The organism is Pedobacter sp. GQ55 (genome assembly GCF_059758925.1).
This window is the reverse complement of record NZ_JCAXEI010000017.1, coordinates 18,325-40,188: the sequence shown is the minus strand read 5'-3', so window position 1 is coordinate 40,188 and position 21,864 is coordinate 18,325. Positions and strand designations below refer to the sequence as shown.

20 protein-coding genes are annotated in these 21,864 nt (G+C 36.2%); 6 read left to right on the top strand and 14 right to left on the bottom strand.

The genetic code is table 11. The features are described from left to right. The first annotated feature begins 71 nt into the window (after positions 1–71). Positions 72–443: a hypothetical protein gene (locus tag AC6CH7_RS25360; protein ID WP_498265371.1), complete on the top strand. Its 372-nt coding sequence runs from the start codon at positions 72–74 to the stop codon at positions 441–443. A gap of 102 nt (positions 444–545) precedes the next feature. On the opposite strand, the gene AC6CH7_RS25355 is transcribed toward AC6CH7_RS25360, so the two are convergent. Beyond that, positions 546–1,706 (bottom strand): acyl-CoA dehydrogenase family protein, encoded by a 1,161-nt coding sequence (locus tag AC6CH7_RS25355; protein ID WP_498265370.1) that lies wholly within the window; start codon positions 1,704–1,706, stop codon positions 546–548. A gap of 209 nt (positions 1,707–1,915) precedes the next feature. Here AC6CH7_RS25355 and AC6CH7_RS25350 point away from each other — a divergent pair, with 209 nt between their 5' ends. Next, a complete protein-coding gene (locus tag AC6CH7_RS25350) occupies positions 1,916–2,965 on the top strand; it encodes a hypothetical protein (protein WP_498265369.1) in 1,050 nt (349 codons plus the stop codon). Here AC6CH7_RS25350 and AC6CH7_RS25345 read toward each other — a convergent pair whose 3' ends face one another. The 4 genes from AC6CH7_RS25345 to AC6CH7_RS25330 all read right to left on the bottom strand — a co-directional run bounded on the left by AC6CH7_RS25345 (position 2,966) and on the right by AC6CH7_RS25330 (position 5,118). Continuing rightward, positions 2,966–3,703: a LuxR C-terminal-related transcriptional regulator gene (locus AC6CH7_RS25345; protein WP_498265368.1), complete on the bottom strand. Its 738-nt coding sequence runs from the start codon at positions 3,701–3,703 to the stop codon at positions 2,966–2,968. Between the two features lie 247 nt (positions 3,704–3,950). Then, positions 3,951–4,478 (bottom strand): adenine phosphoribosyltransferase, encoded by a 528-nt coding sequence (locus AC6CH7_RS25340; RefSeq protein WP_498265367.1) that lies wholly within the window; start codon positions 4,476–4,478, stop codon positions 3,951–3,953. After that, complete coding sequence (locus AC6CH7_RS25335; protein ID WP_498265366.1) at positions 4,475–4,750, bottom strand: ComEA family DNA-binding protein; 276 nt, start codon at positions 4,748–4,750, stop codon at positions 4,475–4,477. Before AC6CH7_RS25335 ends, AC6CH7_RS25340 begins: the two co-directional genes overlap by 4 nt. Continuing rightward, entirely contained in the window at positions 4,720–5,118 is a 399-nt protein-coding gene (locus AC6CH7_RS25330; protein WP_498265365.1) for a hypothetical protein, read from the bottom strand. Before AC6CH7_RS25330 ends, AC6CH7_RS25335 begins: the two co-directional genes overlap by 31 nt. A gap of 14 nt (positions 5,119–5,132) precedes the next feature. Here AC6CH7_RS25330 and AC6CH7_RS25325 point away from each other — a divergent pair, with 14 nt between their 5' ends. Both AC6CH7_RS25325 and AC6CH7_RS25320 read left to right on the top strand, forming a co-directional pair. Next, a complete protein-coding gene (locus tag AC6CH7_RS25325; protein ID WP_498265364.1) occupies positions 5,133–6,884 on the top strand; it encodes a bifunctional lysophospholipid acyltransferase family protein/GNAT family N-acetyltransferase in 1,752 nt (583 codons plus the stop codon). 222 nt (positions 6,885–7,106) lie between these two features. Next, positions 7,107–8,309 carry a hypothetical protein gene (locus AC6CH7_RS25320; RefSeq protein ID WP_498265363.1) on the top strand — a complete coding sequence of 401 codons (1,203 nt, stop codon included), beginning with the start codon at positions 7,107–7,109 and terminating at the stop codon, positions 8,307–8,309. A 69-nt stretch (positions 8,310–8,378) separates the two neighbouring features. On the opposite strand, the gene AC6CH7_RS25315 is transcribed toward AC6CH7_RS25320, so the two are convergent. The 9 genes from AC6CH7_RS25315 to rpsT form a co-directional block, all read right to left on the bottom strand. Then, positions 8,379–9,575: a beta-helix domain-containing protein gene (locus AC6CH7_RS25315; protein WP_498265362.1), complete on the bottom strand. Its 1,197-nt coding sequence runs from the start codon at positions 9,573–9,575 to the stop codon at positions 8,379–8,381. A gap of 125 nt (positions 9,576–9,700) precedes the next feature. Beyond that, positions 9,701–12,517: a TonB-dependent receptor gene (locus AC6CH7_RS25310; RefSeq protein ID WP_498265361.1), complete on the bottom strand. Its 2,817-nt coding sequence runs from the start codon at positions 12,515–12,517 to the stop codon at positions 9,701–9,703. Between the two features lie 112 nt (positions 12,518–12,629). Then, on the bottom strand, positions 12,630–13,130 hold the full coding sequence (locus tag AC6CH7_RS25305) for an Mpo1 family 2-hydroxy fatty acid dioxygenase (protein WP_172661239.1): 501 nt from the start codon (positions 13,128–13,130) through the stop codon (positions 12,630–12,632). A 103-nt stretch (positions 13,131–13,233) separates the two neighbouring features. Then, positions 13,234–14,787, bottom strand: coding sequence for a ribonuclease Y (gene rny, locus AC6CH7_RS25300; RefSeq protein WP_048907315.1), 1,554 nt, complete (start codon positions 14,785–14,787; stop codon positions 13,234–13,236). Between the two features lie 273 nt (positions 14,788–15,060). Continuing rightward, entirely contained in the window at positions 15,061–15,351 is a 291-nt protein-coding gene (locus AC6CH7_RS25295; protein WP_068891351.1) for a cell division protein ZapA, read from the bottom strand. A gap of 33 nt (positions 15,352–15,384) precedes the next feature. Continuing rightward, complete coding sequence (locus tag AC6CH7_RS25290) at positions 15,385–15,675, bottom strand: coiled-coil domain-containing protein (RefSeq protein WP_048907317.1); 291 nt, start codon at positions 15,673–15,675, stop codon at positions 15,385–15,387. Between the two features lie 53 nt (positions 15,676–15,728). Continuing rightward, positions 15,729–18,128 (bottom strand): phenylalanine--tRNA ligase subunit beta, encoded by a 2,400-nt coding sequence (pheT, locus tag AC6CH7_RS25285; protein WP_498265360.1) that lies wholly within the window; start codon positions 18,126–18,128, stop codon positions 15,729–15,731. 80 nt (positions 18,129–18,208) lie between these two features. Next, a complete protein-coding gene (gene radC, locus AC6CH7_RS25280; protein WP_498265359.1) occupies positions 18,209–18,907 on the bottom strand; it encodes a RadC family protein in 699 nt (232 codons plus the stop codon). Positions 18,908–18,979: 72 nt separating this feature from the next. Next, positions 18,980–19,234, bottom strand: a complete 255-nt coding sequence (gene rpsT, locus AC6CH7_RS25275; protein ID WP_048907321.1) for a 30S ribosomal protein S20 — start codon at positions 19,232–19,234, stop codon at positions 18,980–18,982. A 397-nt stretch (positions 19,235–19,631) separates the two neighbouring features. Here rpsT and purN point away from each other — a divergent pair, with 397 nt between their 5' ends. Then, entirely contained in the window at positions 19,632–20,210 is a 579-nt protein-coding gene (purN, locus tag AC6CH7_RS25270) for a phosphoribosylglycinamide formyltransferase (protein WP_498265358.1), read from the top strand. Between the two features lie 73 nt (positions 20,211–20,283). Beyond that, positions 20,284–21,810: a bifunctional phosphoribosylaminoimidazolecarboxamide formyltransferase/IMP cyclohydrolase gene (gene purH, locus AC6CH7_RS25265; protein ID WP_498265357.1), complete on the top strand. Its 1,527-nt coding sequence runs from the start codon at positions 20,284–20,286 to the stop codon at positions 21,808–21,810. Positions 21,811–21,864 lie beyond the last annotated feature (54 nt).

Below are 21,864 nucleotides of genomic sequence, written 5' to 3'. Positions count from 1 at the left end.
TTAATAATATTGAATTTGAAAATACATGGTACACTTTTTATACTTATTTTTAATATAAAAACAAATCTATCATGAAATCTAAAAAGCCGCTGTTTATTATTCTTGCTATTATAATTGTTATCCTATCAGGATTCATTTATTATCGTTATTATTTTGTATTTGGCGATGGTGTTAAAGCCGGTGAGCTGAATTATGTGGTAAGAAAAGGTTATGTATTTAAAACCTACGAAGGCAAACTGATTCAAACAGGACTTCGATCCAAACAAACAGGCACCATACAATCAAATGAATTTGAATTTTCTGTCGATGACAAAGCCATCGCCGAAAAAATGATGATGAACAGCGGAAAGACATTCGAGCTGCACTATAGAGAATATGTAAGCACGCTTCCATGGAGAGGTTATAGCCCTTATGTAGTAGACCGTATCATATCCATTAAATAGAGCTATAGCTCTTTAAAACCAAAAATCCGGCATATTTAAATATGCCGGATTAATTGGTTTTATATTTGGTTAGAATATTCTCTTTTATTTTGTTACACTAATCTAATGTTTTAAAACTTCTCTCGCAATAACTATTTTCTGAATTTCTGAAGTTCCTTCTCCAATGGTACATAATTTACTGTCTCTATAGAATTTTTCTACCGGAAAATCCTTGGTATAACCATAACCTCCAAAAATCTGCACTGCCTCAGTTGCCGTCCTTACTGCAACTTCCGAAGCAAAATATTTGGCCATGGCCGATTCTTTAGTCATAGGTAAACCACGGTTCTTTAAATCAGCTGCCTGTCTAATCAACAGTTCCGCCGCCTCAATCTCAGTAGCCATATCTGCCAGCTTAAAACTAATGCCTTGAAAACTTGCTATTGGCTGCCCAAACTGATGCCGTTGTTTGGCATAAGCAACAGCCGCCTCGTAAGCACCTTTTGCAATACCTAACGCCAATGCGGCAATAGAGATTCGTCCGCCATCTAAAACTTTCATCGCCTGTTTAAAGCCCCCACCTATATTCCCTAAAAGATTTTCTTTTGGAATACGACAATTGTCAAATATCATTTCAGTTGTCTCGGAGGCCCTCATACCTAACTTATTCTCCTTCTTTCCTGCTGCAAACCCTGGCATTCCCCTTTCAACAACAAAAGCCGAAATGCCGTTAGAATCTCCTTTTTCTCCGGTTCTTGCCATAACAACTGCAATATCTCCCGTTTTACCATGAGTAATCCAGTTTTTGGACCCGTTAATAACATAATCATCTCCATCCAATGTAGCAACGGTTATCATACCCAAAGCATCGGATCCGGTATTTGCTTCAGTTAAGCCCCATGCTCCTATCCATTCTGCTGTTGCTAATTTAGGCAACCATCTCATTTTTTGTTCCTCATTGGCAAAAGCAAGGATATGACCAGTACATAAAGAATTATGAGCCGCTAACGAAAGACCTATTGAACCGCAAACCTTGGATACCCCAACAATCACATCTACATATTCCTGATAGCCCAAACCAGATCCACCATAAACCTCCGGAACTAGTACTCCCATCAGCCCTAATTCACCAAGTTTTTTAAAAACTTCTATCGGAAAATGCTGTACTTCATCCCACTCCATTACATTTGGACGAATATTCTTTTCCGCAAAATCATGTACCACCTTTCTTATCATTTCCTGATTTTCTGAGATACTAAAGTTATAGCCTACAGAATTATCCATTGTTTCTAACATAATTTTATTGATTGAATCCCGACAATTATAAACAAATAAAACAACAGAAACACAAGTTTAAATTTGCAGAATACTAGAACGAAATGGTATTTAGTTCATTAACCTTACCTCCTGATTTTAAGTAAGTCAAATACACTGAAAACTTTTTTTATTTTTTTTAGCTTTACCCCCTTAGAACTATCTAATTAAAGCATCTCATGAAGTTTATTACTGTAAAAGACCTTGTCGCTCAATTAAAGAACGACCTTATAGGCAAAGATTCTTATAGAGGAGTAACGCTTACTTACTCTTGGCTGGCAAACCAGTTTGGTCATTTTTCTTTAGGCTTTATTCCAACAATACTTCTTTTTAATGTACTTAAAGCAAAAACCAATATGTCCCAACCTGAATTGTGGGCGGCATTTGGTGTTTGGGGTGGCTGGATTTTGTTTGAACTTTTTAATTTCCTATGGCCGTTATTATTTAAAACAGAATCCATACGTAAGGCTCTTGGAGCTGGCAAATACACATTTCAACCAGCATGGACAAATGTTGCGTTCGATACTTTAACTGATCTGGTTTATTTTGGAATGGGTGCACTCGCTGCAGGTCTGATCTGTGAGTTTCACCAAGGTATGTTAATTGGCCTTATTGTGTTAGTATTATTGGTTATCTATCCCTTCTACTATTGGTATACTACAAAAATGTTTATCCAAAATGCTGGCTATCCTTTTCAGTTGCGATTAAGTCAATGGAACCAACAAATAAAAGAAGACAATAAAACACTAATTCTAAACTTTCTGAAGCACAATGAACCCGGAAAACATATGTTGCTATTTGGCTCCAGAGGCAGTGGTAAAACAATGCTATCAGTCGGAATTGCAACAGAATCATCTATTAAAAATAACAGCTGCAGTTACATTACAGCAGTAAAACTACTTTGTTTATTTTTTGAGGATGAAGATAACCCACCAATTACAAAACCTGGAGCCTGGTCATGGAGAAACTCTTCATTACTGGTTATTGATGATATTAATCCAGGTGGAAATGTACAAGACGACATTTTAAGCGCAAAACAATTCTATAACATCCTTAATAATTTAAGCTGTGGCGAATTAAATAAAAAAGCCATCAAGGAAAAGAGTATTATCTGGGTTATGGGTAATGACGACCCAGACAGGCACTCTGAAGAACGCTGGGAAACATTATTAGAAAATATAGGTGTAGAGAGATCAAATATTACAACCGTAAACCTCGATGCAATTTAATTAAGGAAGTATATTATTATCATATGCAAAGCTAACCAGGTGCGTTAAGCTTTTAACATCAAAGCGTTTGTAAAGAGGAATTATCCTTTTTTCGATTGCCGAATGCGAAACACCCAATTCATGGGCAATTTCTTTGAAGGAGTAGCCTTTTGCCACAAGCGAAAGTGCCTCCTTCTCTTTGTTAGATATAGCCAAGTGGTAAAACAATATCTTGTTTAATTCCTCTTCAAATTTTTCCTTATCAGGGCCATAAGCCGCATATCTCATTATCTTTCCAAAAATAAGACTTTTGTTAATTTGAAAACGGCCTATAATAGATTCGATTTTACCATTCTCAGAACTAAAAACACCTACCCTTGCTGAGATAGGGATTTCCTGACCATTTTTATGGATCTTTTTAAGTTCTATAGTAAAACTATACTTCTCCAGATCTTTTGACTTGTTATGAATAAATTTGAGAGCTTTATCATTAAGATCGTGTGAGAAAGGAGCAAATTCCGGGGCCGACATATTTACTATCGCCAGCATATTTATTTCATCATCCTTATATCCAACAACCTCTTCCCAGCCGCTGGCAAAAATCATTCTGTTCTCTTTAAATGAATAGATATAAATGGCTTCTTCGGCAAATCTTGGAATAGTTTGCTCAAAGAACAATGCTTGTTCACTCTTTAAGTCGGCAGGAACATCAGTAATAAAGTTCCTTGAATAATCTCCAAAATTCCCTTTCGATTTCATTTTATATCAATTTAGAGAAATCCCCTCAATAAAACCTGCGTATTTACTCAGTTGATTTTAATTAAAAGCGTTGCTAATTTTGCAACAAGTTTAAAAAAAATCCCGCTCATTTCAGCATACAAAAAATAAGCTGCAGAATTATGCCTATCCTTAGCCCTCGTTTTTCTATTCTAATTTTAAAATTAATTGCACTTACTCTATTAATCTTGTGCTTATATCAAGCCAGTAATCTAATCGATTAACAAAACTAGTACGAGGCCAAAGAAAAAACCTCATTACCATATGGGTTCAATCGATCCCTGCCGTTCAGAAAATCCAACGATATAATAAAAGAATAAGCAGTTACTGTTGCTTCCATCTGCATTACAAGTTTAGATGCAGCAACAACTGTCCCTCCTGTGGCCAGTAAATCGTCATGAATTAAAACCCTTTGCCCCTTAAGCAATGCGTCCTGATGACATTCTATGGTTGCGCTACCATATTCCAGATCATATGATTCCTGCACAGTTTTGTAAGGCAACTTGCCCGCCTTTCTAATTGGTATAAAAGGTACATTTAATAGCTGGGCCAAAGATGGACCAAACAAAAAGCCTCTGCTCTCTATGCCTGCAACCACATCAATGGCCACATTCGAAAGTTGTTTAGCCAAAGCGGCTGTAATATCGATGCACAAGCCCGGATCCTTTAGTATGGGAGTTATATCTTTAAAAATGATCCCCGGCTTTGGAAAATCATGTACATCGCGTACAGTTTGTTTTATTCTGGATTCTATCATGACAAAAAAGTAAGGTAAGGTGCCAAACGTCCCACCGTTTCCGGGTCCAAAATAGCAACCTTATTTAAGTCAGCAATATTACTATAATTTCCGTGTTGTTTTCTATACTCCATAATAGCATTTATTTGTTTATACCTTATATATGGATGTCCCTTAAAATCCTCTATCCTTGCAGCATTAATATTAATTCTTTTCAATTTTTGATCATCCACAGAAACCTGACTCCTGATCTCATCATATTTTACCGAGTCCAGTCCAAATACTTCAAGCAACTGCTCCTTTTTATAAAAGCCTCCAATCCGTTCCCTGTATTTATTATCCTCCTGGCAAAAGCCGCCCCAATTCCTTTTACCTCAATAAGTGCTGTACTATCTGTCCCATTTATTTCAATTATTTCATGTTCGCGGGAAACCGGGCTTTGGGCATTACTCTTAAAATTTTTCTCCGGTACTTTTGTATTTCCGACATACTTATCCTCAATTCGTACATAAGCAGATAGCCTTTCATGCATTTTCTCAGTAATCATATACATTAGCAGAATATTATAAATACCAACCACAATAGGAATAGTATTATATTTTAGTATGTCGCCAACGATTAAAAATATAAATCTTACTTTTGAGGTTGGATAATGTTTCACAAACTGGAATTTAAATGAAGATCATAACTACCCAAGAGTTTGCAAAAGCTACTAAAATAGATAAACTGGGCGTACCCGGACTTGCTGCTTTACTCATGGAGATGATGAAACTTAATGACATCAACAAGGTTTTTTCGCAGAATGAGCACTTTAGTGGTTTAGAATTTGTCGATAAGATTTTAGAAACCATAGGCGTTAGTATCGACTTTGACGAGGACGACCTTAAAAACATTCCCAAAACCGGAGGTTTTATTGCAATAGCAAACCATCCTTACGGTGGTGTTGAAGGCCTTGCTCTTGTAAAATTACTTTGTACTGTAAGGCCCGAGGCAAAGGTGATGGTTAACTTTATACTTAAAAAGATCCCTAATCTAAGTGAGTTCTTTGTAGCAGTAAACCCTTTTGAAAATGTTCAGCACACCTCAAGCATTAGCGGTCTAAAAGCTACCTTCGATCTCCTGCAAAGTGGCACACCAATAGGAATATTTCCGGCAGGTGAGGTTTCAACCTTTAGCTTAGATAAGCAGGAAATTACAGATAGAATATGGCATCCGGTAGTAGGAAAATTGATTGCCCGGGCCAAATTACCGGTAGTGCCCATCTATTTCCATGGTAACAATGGCGTTTTATTCAATATCCTTAGCTTTATCCATCCCACATTAAGAACAGCTAAATTGCCTTCAGAGTTTTTAAACAAACAAGGTTTAAAAATAAAAGTAAGAATTGGTAAGCCTATTAATATAGAAGATGTTTCTTACAGGAATAACACCAATAAACTACTCGATTTTCTTAGGGCGCGTACCTATGCTCTTGGAACTGGTTTAGAACAAGAGAAGAAATTGTTCAATCCGATCAATCTATTTAAAATAAAGAAAAAGCCAGAAGAGGTTATTACCGAAACGGATCGAAATAAAATTGTAGAAGAAGTTGATCAGCTTGAAAACTTCAGAGTATGGCAGGAAAAGAACTACGAAGTATATATTGCCCCTACAGTAGCAATTCCAAATATTTTAAGAGAAATTGGCCGTTTAAGAGAAATAACCTTTAGAGAAGTTGGTGAAGGAACAAATAAAAAGATTGACCTGGATAACTATGATATCTATTATAGCCATCTTTTCATCTGGGATAAAGACCTGCAAAATATTGTAGGTGCTTATCGCATAGGTAAAGGCGACGAGATTTTAAATACCATGGGCCGACGCGGGTTCTACCTATCTGAACTCTTCAAAATCAAAGAACCTTTTTACCCAATCTTAAGACGTGGAATTGAATTGGGCAGATCTTGGATCCGAAAAGAATATCAGCAAAAACCACTTCCTCTTTTCTTGTTGTGGAAAGGCATCTTAAAATACCTGCTAGATAACCCTCACTATCGCTATATGTTTGGCCCGGTAAGTATCAGCAATAATTTTTCAAAGTTCTCTAAGTCTTTAATTGTAGACTATATTACAAAGAACCACTTCGATTATGAGCTGGCACATTATGTAAAGCCTAAGAATAAATTTAAAGCAGATCTTTCTGCAATTGATAAGGATCTTTTAATTGAAAGCAGTGACTCTTTAAAAGACCTTGACAGCTTAATATCTGACATTGAGAACTCTCACATTAAGATACCGGTATTGCTTAGACAATATATGAATCTGAATGCCAAAATCATTTGTTTCAATATTGATCCTAAATTTTCTGATTGTCTTGATGGCTTTTTGGTAGTGGATATGCAAAATATCCCACCTGAAATGTTGGAGAAAATTGGTAAGAATTTTTAAATAAAAAAGCCCTGACATCCATCGGGGCTTTTTTTATCAACTAAACCTAAACGTATATAAATACTAACCAAATATTTATGCCACAAAAGTAGTGGCACGATGTTAAGTACTTGTTAACTATTGATTATTATATAATTTTTTAAAGCCGAAAACTTAATATGCAACTATTGTTAATTCTGTGTATATTTAATGTTACCATAATATTAATTAATCTACAGAGTCATGGGCCGTTTGCTAAAAATATTCGGTACACTAATTTTACTGCTGACTACGCAACTTGCGTACAGTCAGACTAGCAGCTACAATATTAGTTTTGAGTTTTATAACGACACCTTCAACCTCGAAGTCGATTCCTCTATAATTGTAAATGCGCCAACAGAGCTTTCAGAACGATACATTAAATCGAGCTACAATAAAGTAAATGCAGGCCAGTACTCGTCTATAATAAAAACGCTTACTGCCTACAAAACGAAACATCAGCTAAATGATTGGCTTTATTATCAACTGATCAGAAAAACAGCTCAGCAGATTAGCCCTAAAAAAGATAACTATGAGCGATATACTTTTTACAAATGGTTTCTTTTAGGTAAATCGGGATACGATGCCAGGCTTACCATTGCAGATAACCGCATCATATTTTATGTTTTTAACGATGAAGATATTTCTGACATACCATTTGCGATGTTCAAAGGCAGAAAATATATGTGTTTAAATCATCACGATTATGCCTTCGCTGATTTAAATAAAGTGCCCCCTTACGGTATGTTAAGTATACCTGATGCCAAACAGGCTTTTTCTTATAAGGTGACTAGAATGCCAGATTTTAAGCCTGAGGATTATTACGAAAAACCAATTCAATTCAGTTATAAGCACAAAACTTATCATTTCAATATTAAGCTAAATCAAGAAGTAGAAACTATTTTCACCAATTATCCCGTGGTAGACTTTGAATCTTATTTCAATATCCCTCTAAGTAAAGAAACTTACGGTTCTCTTATTCCCTTGTTAAAAAAGAATTTGAGTGGCATGAAACAGAAAAAAGGTATAGACTATTTAATGCGCTTTACCAGATATGCTTTTCTATATGAAGATGATGATGAAAATTTTGGTAAAGAAAAAAGGCTCTCACCAGAAGAAACGCTATTCTCTAAATATAGTGATTGTGACGACAGGGCTGCACTTTTCTTTTACCTGGTCAAAGAGATATACGATCTGCCAATGATTGCCATGCTCTACCCTACACACATTACCATGGCCGTACAATTTGACAAACCCATCGGTCAACCCATTGTTTACAAAGGCAAAACGTATTCTATATGTGAGCCTACTCCACAAAAGGAGAATTTAAACATAGGACAGCTCTCTTCGAACTTAAAGCACTTACCTTATAAGGTTGTTTATGCCTATGAGCCACTTTCAAAATAAAAAGCGGTTGTTCTCCAATGTTGGGAGAACAACCGCCTTGTGTACTGCTTCTTAAAGCGCTTATTAATACTATAAATTAGCTAACAAATTCACACCATCAACTGTAGCCCATTTACCAGCTGTAAGAGCTGCACCAGTTGCTGTAGTTGTAAGCCCCCAATTTGCTCCGAAGCTAGTAGCAGATACTGTAAAACCAGTGGCACCAGTGATGAACAAATTAGGTGAATTAGTTACCTTAATATTAGTTAACTTAATTTTACCTGTTAAGACTTGGTTGTTATATGTGTTCAAATCTAAAATCTGAACTACCCCGCCATTGAAAGCAGTAGGAGTTGTTTGGCTTACATATCCATCGACAACAATATTGCTAAAATCGCCATTTCCATTAGACTTAAACTGGAAGGCATCTAACTGAATTTCTCCAGCCGGTGCTTCAGTTGTCGTACCAGCAGCTCTTTTTAAAGTGATATTAGTAACTTTTGGCCAGAATGCATTATTATTACCTTTTGCTTCTACTTCCATACCATAGTTTCCTTTACCAGTTTGATAAGCGAACCAGTTTGTATTGTTCTCTCCTCTCCAGCTATCTTGCCAGTCGAAAGAATCATCAGAATTACCGTATGAGATTAAGTTTTTCGCACTTACAGTACCTCCGTAAAATTCGAAACCATCGTCATTACCTTTATACGAAACCAGGTTTTCAAGCACAGTACCAGAACCTACTGAATAAAAAGAAAAACCATTATGTTCTTTACTATTAGAAGTAATCACCATTCCAGCATATTCAACTCTAACATACTTTAACGAACCACTGCTGTGAGTACTGTTAGTGCCACCATAGGTTTGAAGTAAGCCATCTTCAGATGTTACAGAAGTAACACCACCAGAACCAATAATTGGCGCATCGCCGTACATGATGATACCGCCCCATGATCCACTTACTTTAGATTTTTCTGTGAAAACAATAGGCTCGTCAGCAGTTCCATTAGCAATTAAGGTTCCGTTCTTTAAAACAACAAAACCATCTTCACCATTAGATTTATCTGCAGTAATGGTAGTACCTTTTTCAATAGTTACAGTTACACCTGCAGCTATCTTAACCATTCCTTTTAGCGTATAGTTGCCATAAGCAATGGTTTTGTTGGCAGTGATATCTCCTGTGATCTCACCTTCAACAGGAACTTTTATAATAGGTTCATCATCATCTTTAGAGCATCCAGTGAATATTGACGCCGAAATTGCTAGTGCAAATAATACTTTTTTCATTTTTATAAGATTTGTTTTTATCCGTTTATATTTATTTCAAATTTACCTCATACATATTGCCTCCACATTAACACAGGTTTACCTTTATGTTACTGATTTGTTAAGGCAACGTTAACGACTATTTACTAGAGTGTATATCCTAGACCTAATGATACACCTACGCCTCGTTTATAATCCTTAACCGTTAAATCATCTTCCAAAACATTAATTTTGTTTTTATCACCCAGTTCTATTTTATAGGTTGGATTTAAGATGTTCTCAACTCCAAACTTGACGTCCCATTTATCTGAGATCTTATTATTCCAGATAAAATCGAGTTTACCAAAAGGTTTTTCATAATAACTATCCAACCCATTGGTACCTACCGCGTAAATGCGCTCCCCGTATACATTGTAGGCCAAAGTCATTGTATTTTTCCATTTTTTGCTGAAATCAGTTTCGTATTTGATATCCGCATTAATTAACCAAGGTGAAGCACCTTGAAGTTTCCTTGTACTTTTATCCCCTAGAGTTGCTACCTCGGCATTATTTTTAACTCTATCTATAGTCGCTTCTGTAAACATCAAAGAAGTATTGAAACCAAGTGAAAATTTAGATAGTGATTCATGTATCCTGCTTAATTGAACCAGTAACTCTAGCTCTGCTCCATAAAGAATTGCCTTCTTGGAATTATCATAGGTAATTGCCAAACCTCCGCTACCAGCTGACGGTTTAAACAATCTTTCGATCGGGTCCTGTAAATATTTGGCAAAACCAGTGATGGCTATCATCTCCTTGCTAGTAGGAAACAATTCATATTTCACATCTATGTTATAATTTTTGCTATTAATTACGTTAGGATTACCATTTTCTATTGTTGCATCTGGATTAACAAATTCCAATGGAAAAGCTTCCATTACCACTGGTTTTGTTAACGTTTTAGAAGCAGAAACTCTAAAATTTGCCTTCTCTGTTAAAGCATATTTTAAGTTCGCCGAGGGCAAGATATCAAAATTATCTTTTGTGATTTTCTGAAATGGATCGTCAAAACTTCCAGGGTTTCTATATCTCGTAATCCGTTGCGACTGCTCGAATCTACTTCCTAAGTTTAAATTCAGCTTATCATTAAATCTTAAAGCCAGATCAAAATAACCCGCATTAACACCTTCCTGCATCCTTGCATTATAGGTTGAATTGGAACCCTCCATATAGCTGAAATTTCCACTAGAAATTTCTGAAGCTAAAATCGCATCGGGCTCGTTTGTTGGAAAAGTAGCACCATTAGATCCTAAGCTTTGTGATATTAAAAATCTAAAATCAGATTCCATTTTATTAAACGAGCCATTGTAGCCTACCGATAGTTTGTGGGCCTTTGCTAAATCTGCATTTCCAAACTTCCAATTATACTCCAACAACCCTGATGCAAAGAAATCTCCATTAAAGTCCATGTATTGTCTAACAACACTATTACCTGAATAACTTATTGCTGTGGTATTTTCATCAATTTGCGTTCCTCTGAAAAACTTTCTGTCGGGCAATTGATATTTCGCTTTTGAGTATGAAACTCCGGCTCTTATGCTATGAGCATCGTCTTCGGTCAATTTATAATTCGCAAACAGCTGTCCAGTGAACAAATCTGTTTTCTGTAATTGATTTAACCTGATAAAAGCATTATTAACTGTTGATTGACTGTTGGTATAACCTAGCTGGTCCTGGATCATACTCTCAGTGCCTTTCAGATAAAAAGCATTCAAATTAAGATTTAATCGATTGCTCGCATAACTTAAAGCCCCTAACAAAGACGAATTGGTAGAAAACCTATAAACCTTTGTGTACAAATTATTGTCGTAAATACCTTGTGCTGTACTGAAAAAACGGTCTACTCCTTCTCTAGCTTGGTAGTTATTATCTGTATTGATTGAAATTAGATATTGGAAAAAGCGTTGGTTTTTCAGTTCTATTCTATTACCGTGTAAAATACCAATATTGCTGTTTAATGGTGCTTTATCATTATTCACATCAAACCCCGAACCAAATTGCGTATTTGCCTCATTTGCAGACATCGTATACGCAGAGGGAACCTTTCCAAACACATTTGGCAATTCTCTGTCGCTTCCAGTAAAGCCAAAATAGTCACCAATAGAGGTAGCATCTTCCGACTTCAAGAATTTCTTAAAGCTGCTGTTAGAAATAAAGCTTGTTCCTATATTAATTTTAGTTATGCTTTTATCTGCTCTCGATGTAACGATATTAAAAGTTCCACCCGCAAAATCACCATATAGACTTGAGTTAAAAGTCTTGTAAGTCTCTAACACACTTACGATATCTGTCGGAAATAGGTCTAAAGGAATTATTTTCTTAAATGGATTGTTAGAAGGAACCGCTAAACCATTTATCAACAAATTGTTATACCGGTCTTCCAGTCCCCTTACAAAAAGGCCCCTGCCATCTACTTTTGTAATACCAGTAATCTTGGTTAATCCTTCTTCAACGTCACTTATTCCTTTTCTTGATAACTCCTGAATTCCGATACCTTGTTTGATTTCAGTTGCGTTTTTCTGGCTCATTAGAATTGCAGTCTGACTTTCCTTTCCAGCCACTCCAGTTACTACAACTTCATTAAGTTTTTGATCATTGGAGTCATCCATTGTCACATCAACTACTGTTGTGCTTCCTTCCTTCACGATTACATCCGTAATCCTTTTTGTAGTGAATCCTACATAAGAGGCTTCAAGCTCATATTTCCCTGCAGCTAAAGTTCCAATTACATATTTCCCCTCTACATCTGTTGCTACACCCTTTGTTGTACCCGCAATCTTAACCGTAACACCAATAAGTGTTTCACCGGTTTTCTTATCAGATACCTTTCCTGAAATTTTGCCCGTTTGTGCAAGTACTGCTGTGCCGATAATTACAAATAAGGCCGTAATTATTGCCTTTTTAAGATTTAGTTGTGATTTCAATTTGCCGTATATTAATTTCCAGCAAAGTTATTACCACAATGTTAGGTATATGTTAGGTATAAATTACCATTCGTTTACCAGAATGTTAACCCTATGTTAAGTACCATTAGGCTCAGTATCTTAGCCCTACTTTTTTGCAAATAAAGTGCAATAACCAAATCGGCCCGATTAATAGAAACTTAACATCATCTAAAAACGAAGGCTTCTTTCCTTCAATTTTATGGCCTATAAACTGTCCTATCCATGCAATTACAAAAATCACCAAACACACCAGCCACAATGCTGGTCCACCACTAGCTTCCCACTTCTCCAGCTGAACAATGATCATACTCATTCCAAAAATGAGCAACAGCATCAGGTACGATAGTACAGGAGAAAGTTTTAAATAGTAATAAACAGAAAAGGCGATTAAGAACGAAGCCCAGTTCAGGTAACCATTGTACCTACCCAAAAATCCGATATGCGGAAAAGGAATGGCCCAAACCAAACCTAATAAACTAAACACAATTAGAGGGACACAAATCCAGTGAATAATTTCATTTGAAGGGTTTTGATGGCTTTCAGCATATTTATCAAAAAGGACATCTACCTCACTTCTTTGCTCCGTTTTCATATCGTTATAAGTTTACTGAGTAAAAATAAAAAAAGCGACAGAATAAACCGTCGCTTTTATAAAATATTAATAGCCTGCAATAATAATTGCAGGTTCGCTTATGCTATTTCGCAAAAGAAACCGACCTGGTCTCTCTGATAACAGTTACTTTAATCTGACCTGGATAAGTCATCTCGGTTTGAATACGGTTTGAAATATCAGCTGCCAATAGTTCTGCTTGCTGATCAGTTACCCTTTCACTTTCAACCACAACTCTAAGCTCTCTACCCGCCTGTATCGCAAATGTTTTCTCCACACCTGGATAAGAAAGCGCAAGTTCTTCTAACTCCTTTAGTCGTTTAATATAACTTTCAACCACCTCGCGTCTTGCACCTGGGCGTGCTCCTGATATTGCATCACAAGCCTGTACAATAGGAGATATCATAGAAGTCATTTCTATCTCGTCGTGGTGAGCTCCAATTGCATTACAAATTTCAGGATGTTCCTTATACTTCTCAGCCAGTTGCATACCTAAAATAGCGTGAGGTAATTCCGGATTATCATCAGGTACCTTACCTATATCATGTAACAGACCTGCGCGTTTTGCCATTTTTGCATTTAAACCAAGTTCTGCCGCCATAGTAGCACAGAAATTAGCAACCTCGCGCGAGTGATGTAATAAATTTTGTCCGTAAGATGAGCGGTAACGCATACGACCAACCATTCGGATCAATTCAGGATGTAAGCCGTGGATACCCAAATCAATTACAGTACGTTCCCCTATCTCTACAATTTCATCTTCAATCTGCTTCTTGGTTTTAGCAACTACCTCTTCAATACGGGCAGGATGAATTCTACCATCAGTTACCAAACGGTGTAAAGCTAAACGCGCAATCTCTCTTCTTACCGGATCAAATCCTGATAAGATGATCGCTTCCGGAGTATCATCTACAATAATCTCAATACCTGTTGCCGCTTCCAAAGCACGGATATTACGGCCTTCTCGCCCAATAACACGTCCCTTGATTTCGTCACTTTCGATATGAAAAACTGAAACTGTATTCTCAATAGCAGCCTCAACTGCTGTACGCTGTATGGTCTGTATAACTACTTTCTTTGCTTCTTTTGTTGCAGTAAGCTTCGCTTCATCAACAATGTCCTTAACCTGGATCATCGCCTGTGTGCGCGCCTCCTGTTTCATTGTTTCAACCAACTGGCTTTTTGCCTCGTCAGCGCTTAAACCTGCAATAGTTTCTAATTGCTTTACATGCTGGTTTTTCAACAACTCAACTTCTTCCTGTTTCTTTAATGCAATTTCAGTTTGCTTTTCCAGGTTCTTTTTATGATTATCAAGTTCCTGATCTTTGCGGGTAGCATTTTCAAGCTTCTGATTTAAAGACTGCTCTTTTTGTTTTAGTGTATTCTCTCGTTGATTGATCTGGTTATTTTTGGAATTTACTTCTTGCTCGTGTTCAGATTTCATTTGCAGGAATTTCTCTTTTGCCTCTAGCAATCTATCTTTTTTTAAGATCTCAGCGTTACTTTCCGCATCCTTAAGTATCTTCTTTACCTTGCTCTGAACTGCAATTTCCTGCTTCTTAAGCAGGCTACGCAGCAGATATCTACCTATTAAAATGCCGATTACTAATCCGGCAAGTACGTATCCTAATATTTCCATTCTATTTTTCTATATAAATCAGCTCATACACGCTGCATCACTGTTAAAAATTCGTTTAAAAAAAAACCGCAACTAACTTTATTGAGCCCCAAAGTTTTAAAAACCTCAACTAATTATAATTAGGATTTAAGTCATTTTCAGGTACATAAATGCAAATGAAATACACCTTCTTAATCCTATAAATATTGAAGTGTTAAGTTTTAAAAATAATGAAACTCAAAAACCTAGCTGCGGCTAATATCTTTGTTGTCTTAACTAATATAAAGAACGATCTTATTTCGAAAAAAAATCATTTAATAAACTATCCAATTCTTCCACCTTCTCGGCAACAGCTGTATCCTGATCCTGGACTTTGTTTTCTACCCTCAATACTGCCGTTGCATAATGCAGTACTGCCATAGAAAGCAAATCCTGTTTATCGCGAACCGCATAATTTTCCTGATAATCTTTTATGCGCTCGTTAATAATCTTGGCTGCTCGCCTTACAATTTCTTCCTCTTCTGTATTAACCTTTAAGGGGTAGATACGATCGGAAATAGTTATTTTTATAGAGATTTCTCCCATTTTTTAGCTTTGTTTCACTTTTTCAAGTATTCCTTATTTCTTAAGTAATACAACACACTTATCTATTTCACGCACAAAATCGTTAATTTTTTGCTTTATATCAAGTGTCTTTTCACTTGTTCCTTCAATACTTTTCGCAAGCTTCAAAACTCTAAGCTTTTCTTCAAGCTCAGTGTTCTTGTTTTTTGATGTATCAAGGGCAACTTTTACTGACTGGTTTTCAAGCTTTAGTAAATCATTTTCTTCCTGCAAAGCATTACAAAGCTCTATTAAACGAGTTGTTTTTTGCAATACTGAATTTAATTGATCTGCTACGGAAGACATTCTACTAAAGTTGTTTTTTATTTAAAAATTTTATTTTTTCAGAAAAGGCTAATCTATTTTCTGATTTCTGCTTTCGCTGTTTGCGCTAAGTTAGATATAATCTTTTGCATAACGGAATCAATCTGCTTATCAGTTAATGTTTGCTCTTCGTCCTGAAGGGTAAAATTAAGTGCATATGATTTCTTTCCTGCAGGTAATTTATCTCCAACGTACACATCAAACACCTGTACATTCTTAATCAGTTTCCGCTCTGTTTTGAACGCTATGGTCTTTAAATCATCAAAAGTCACATTAGTATCTACCAACATAGATAGGTCTCTTCTTACTGATGGGTACTTAGGAACTTCTTTATTTATAATTTTATTTTTCTTTACAATATCTAAAAGCTGTGCCCAGTCAAAATCTGCATAATAAACATCTTTATCAATGTCAGCTTTCTTTTTGTCGGCATTTGTTACAGCTCCAAAAGTTACAATTGCTTTATCACCTCTAAAGTATTTTAAACCAAAAGCAAAGCTTTCGTTTTTAACTTCTTCGGTTTGATAGTTTGTTATGCCAAGGCGACCAATAACTGCATCAACTGCGGCTTTTAAATTATAAAAACTTACCGGAGCGGCCTTATGGTTCCATTGCTCAGATTGATTAGAACCTGATAACACGATTAATAACCTCGCACGCTCTACATATTTCTCATCTATCAAATGGTAGGTTTTACCAAATTCATAAAATTTAATGTCGGCAGTTTTCCTGTTTAAATTATAAGCAACACTCTCCAGGGCAGGTAATAGCAATTCCTGACGCATTACATTTAAATCTGAACTTAATGGATTTAAGATCTGTACTGCTTCTTCAGGCACTTTTGAATAAGCTCCCTTGGTTAATGAATTACACCAGATCTCTAAAAAGCCATTAGCAGTTAACATATCAGCAATCACATGCTGTGTTTGCTCTTTGTCTGGCTTAGCGCTATAAGACAGCGATGCGTTTATTTTATTAGGGATCTCAATATTGTTATAGCCATAAATCCTTAAAACCTCTTCAGTAATATCGCATTCGCGGGTTACATCAACTTTAAAACTTGGCACTTTAAGTTCCAAGCCTTCGGTTGTTTCTTTGGCTACTTCAATCCCTAATGCTGTAATTATACCTTTAATTTCTGCATCAGGAATACTAGCTCCAATTAATTTATTGATGTTCTGATAGCTAACTTCAACATCAAAAGGCTTTATAGGATTAGCGTAAACATCTGAAACTGACGAGGCAATTTCGCCACCTGCCAATTCCTGAATTAATAACGCTGTACGTTTTAAAGCAAAAGTTGTTATCTCCGGATCAGCACCACGCTCATATCTGAACGAGGCATCTGTTTTTAAACCATGGCGTTTAGATGTTTTGCGCACAGAAACAGAGTCGAAGTAAGCACTTTCCAGAAATACATTTTTAGTAGTTTCAGTTATCCCAGAGCTTTTGCCGCCGAAAACGCCTGCAATACACATAGGTTCTTCTGCATTACAGATCATCAAATCTTCAGCAGAAAGCTTGCGCTCAACTCCATCAAGTGTTACAAAAGGTGTTCCTTCAGCACACTTCTTAACAAAAACTTTAGCTCCTTTTATCTGATCGGCATCAAAAGCATGAAGAGGTAAACCCAGATCATGTAAAACATAATTGGTTATATCTACGATATTATTGATCGGCCTGATGCCAATTACTTTTAATTTATCCTGAAGCCAGTCTGGAGAAGCTTTAACAGTAACCCCACTTATGGTAACACTGCTATAACGCGGACAAGCACTGGTATCTTCAACCTTAACTTCAATTTTAAGGTTTTCGTTATTTGTTTTAAAGCCAGAAATATCAGGCATCTGAATACTGGTGCGGAAATAAGCGGCTAAATCTCTTGCTACACCCAAATGCGAAGCAGCATCTGCTCTGTTAGGTGTTAAACCTATTTCAAAAAGATAATCGTCTTCCAGTTTAAAATATTCTTTAGCAGAAAGACCAATTGCAGTATCAGTTGGCAAAACAAGAATTCCGTCATGAGAAACGCCCAAACCGATCTCATCTTCTGCACAGATCATCCCTTCAGATACCTCTCCCCTTATTTTTGATTTGTTGATTTTAAAAGGCTCTCCTTCATTTGGGTAGACGGTAGTACCAACAGTAGCAACCACAACCTTTTGGCCCTGAGCTACGTTTGGAGCACCACAAACAATTTGTAAAATATCTGGTCCGCCAACATCAACAGTTGTTACACGAAGACGATCTGCATTAGGATGTTGTACGCAAGTTAACACATAACCTATAACCAATCCGGCTAAACCACCAGCAACAGGCTGTACGGTTTCCAAGCTTTCTACTTCCAGTCCAATATTTGTTAATATAAGAGAAAGTTCCTGAGGTGTTTTATCAGTTTGTATGAATTGTTTAAGCCAATTGTATGAAATCTTCATTATCTGGTATCTAGTATGAAATACGGGGAAAACGCAAAGATAATATTTTAAAAGGGAATGCTAAAAGAGAAATACCATTATCAGATTAACCCTTGATCCCCAAAGCTATAATATCCCTTATCTGTAAAAATAAGGTGGTCCAATACTTGTAAATCAAGCATCTTCCCTCCCTCGACCAGCTTCTTTGTAAGCTGCAAATCCTGACTGCTAGGCTTTAGATTTCCTGAAGGATGATTATGAGCAAGAATAATAAAAGCTGCGTTATGCTCAATTGCAGTTTTAAAAATAATTTTTGGGTCTGCCACTGTGCCTGCCAATCCACCTTTGCTAATAATCTGCTTTCCAATTACCCTATTTGCAGTATTTAAAATCAAGATCCAAAACTCTTCATGATTTAAATCGGCAAAGACCGGCATCATTACTTCAAAGGCATCCTTTGACGACACAATATTCACCACCTCTGTTGCTCCTGTATCCTTTCTTCTTCTACCGAGTTCTAATGCGGCAACTATAGCTATGGCCTTTGCTTCCCCAATACCTTTAAACTTCGACAGGCTTTTAACAGAAACTTTGCCTAGTGCATCCAGATCATTTCCATACTCGGCAAGTATTCGCTTGCTTAGATCAACAGCACTTTCATTTCTGTTTCCAGAACCAATTAAAATAGCGATAAGCTCAGCATCAGTTAAATGCCTGCGGCCGTTAAGCAGTAGCTTTTCCCGAGGCCTATCTGCCTCAGCCCATAATTTTATCCCCAGTTTTGGTTGATATGGTTTCATTGGAAGGCTTTTTTGAATATAAAAAAAGGGATATGCAATGCATATCCCTTTTACAATATAGTAAAGCTATGTTTATTTTAAGCTATTAACAAACTTAGTTAATTTAGATTTGTTGTTAGCTGCTTTATTTTTGTGAATAACGCTTTTTTTGGCTAAACGATCTAACATAGAAACTACTTTAGGAAGTAATTCTAGTCCTGTTTTTTTATCTTCAGCAGCACGCAGTCTTTTAATAAACGTACGAGTTGTTTTTGCTTGATATCTATTACGTAAACGTTTAGTTGCGTTTGCTCTAATTCTTTTTAATGAAGATTTATGATTTGCCATTTTTTGTTATTAAAATATTTTATGTTGAGACCAGCTCTTTTATTTCTTCTTATTTTTCGGACTGCAAATATAGAACTAATGTTTTTAAAATGCAAAATCAGAACATAAATATTTTTTTTAATCTTCTCCAACATAAATAGATGCGTGTTGGATATTAGTATAAATCGGCCTTAAAACACCGATTGTTCGGAAAAAGTACCTGTTTCACAAGCAACATCGAACTATTGTCGAATCAGCTACATTCTAATGCAGAGCTGCTCACTAATAATGAGCTATATTTATCAACCAAAAAACCGAATTAAAAGCTTTCATTAAACGCTTAAAATGCTATTTTTGGACATAATGATAACATTACTACCTTTGAAAAAGAATAAATAGCCTCAATTTATATTGCCCCATGAAAAAACGTATAGCCATATTTGCCTCAGGGTCAGGATCTAACGCCCAAAAGCTAATGGAGCATTTTAAAAATAACCCTGAAGTAGAAATTGCATTGGTGCTTACAAACAACCCTGATGCGTACGTATTACAGCGGGCGGACAATTTTGAAATCCCTTCACATATTTTTGACAGACATGAATTTTATCAAACCGATAATATTATTGATCTGTTAAAAAATCTGGATGTTGATCTGATTGTATTAGCAGGATTTTTATGGCTAATCCCTAAAAATTTAATAAATGAATATCCTGGACGTATTGTAAACATACACCCTGCTATATTACCTAAGTTTGGCGGAAAAGGAATGTATGGAGATCATGTACATAATGCAGTGATGACCGCCAAGGAAACTGAGGGCGGAATAACGATACATTATGTTGATGAAAATTACGATGAAGGAGAATATATTTATCAGGCAAAATATCGCATTGACAAAGACGATAATTTGGAAATGATTAAGTTTAAAGGCCAGCAATTAGAACACCAGCATTATCCCCGTATCATAGATGGGATTATTAAAAAGATAAAAAAATAGTATATTTTTATTATTTTGACATACTAATTTCTCGGTTAAAAAAACTAATTTTGCGGCTCAAAATTTTTCTCTAATGAGTCAATCGATAAAGATCAAAAACGCTTTAATTTCAGTTTATTACAAAGATGGTTTAGAGCCTTTAGTTCGCCTACTGGCAAAACAAGGTGTTCAATTGTTTTCTACCGGAGGTACAGAACAATTTATTAAAGATTTAAATTTACCTGTTACCGCAGTTGAAGACCTTACGGGCTACCCTTCAATTTTAGGCGGAAGAGTTAAAACTTTACACCCTAAAGTTTTTGGTGGTATTTTAAACCGCAGAGCTTTAAGTTCAGATCAGGAACAAATTTCTCAGTATGAGATTCCTGAAATAGATCTTGTTATTGTTGATTTATATCCTTTCGAAGAAACACTAAAAGCTGGTGGTTCTGAAGAAGAAATTATTGAAAAAATAGACATCGGTGGCATCTCACTGATCAGAGCAGCAGCTAAAAACTTTAATGACGTAGTAATCCTAGCTTCTAAAGATGATTATTCAACTTTACAGGAGCAACTGGAAAATCAGAATGGCGAAACTACTTTAGCTCAACGTAAGGCATACGCAAAAAAAGCATTCCATACTTCTTCTAACTACGATACTGCTATCTTCAATTATTTCAATACTGAAGAGCCGCTTAGCGTATTTAAACAAAGCATCAGCAAAGCACAAATCCTAAGATATGGCGAGAATCCACATCAACAAGGTGTTTTTTATGGCGATTTAGATGCAATGTTCACTAAATTAAATGGCAAGGAACTTTCTTACAACAACCTTGTTGACGTTGACGCTGCTGTTGCTTTAATTGACGAATTTGAAGCGCCTACATTTGCTATTTTAAAACATACAAACGCTTGTGGTGTAGCTTCAAGAACAAATCTTTTAGATGCCTGGAATGTAGCTTTAGCTTGTGATCCGGTTTCGGCATTTGGTGGTGTATTAATTGCCAATGGAGAAGTTGACCTTGCCACAGCAACTGAAATCAATAAATTGTTTTTCGAAGTATTAATTGCCCCTTCTTATCAGCCTGAAGCTGTTGAGCTTTTCCGCGCTAAAAAGAACAGGGTAATTTTGCAGAGAAACGATGTAGAACTGACCAAAAAACAATTTAAAACTTTGTTAAACGGAGTTATTGAACAGGATAAGGATTTAGTTATTGAAGGTCCGGATCAAATGACCGCTGTAACAGAAAAAGCACCTACTGCTCAGGAATTAATTGATCTGCATTTTGCTAATAAAATTGTAAAGCATACAAAATCAAACACCATCGTATTTGTTAAAAACGATCAGTTATTATCTAGTGGTGTTGGTCAGACTTCAAGAGTTGATGCATTAAAACAAGCAATTGTAAAGGCTGAGGCTTTCGGTTTTGACTTAAAAGGTTCTGTAATGGCTTCAGATGCATTTTTTCCATTCCCTGATTGTGTAGAAATTGCTGCTGAAGCAGGAATTACTGCAGTTTTACAACCTGGTGGCTCTATTAAAGATGCTGATTCTGTAAATATGGCTAATGAAAAAGGCATAGCGATGGTTACTACTGGTATCAGACATTTCAAACACTAACTTTATTTGTCTCTCAATACAATAAAAAGACGTAGTTTTACATTACTATAGTAC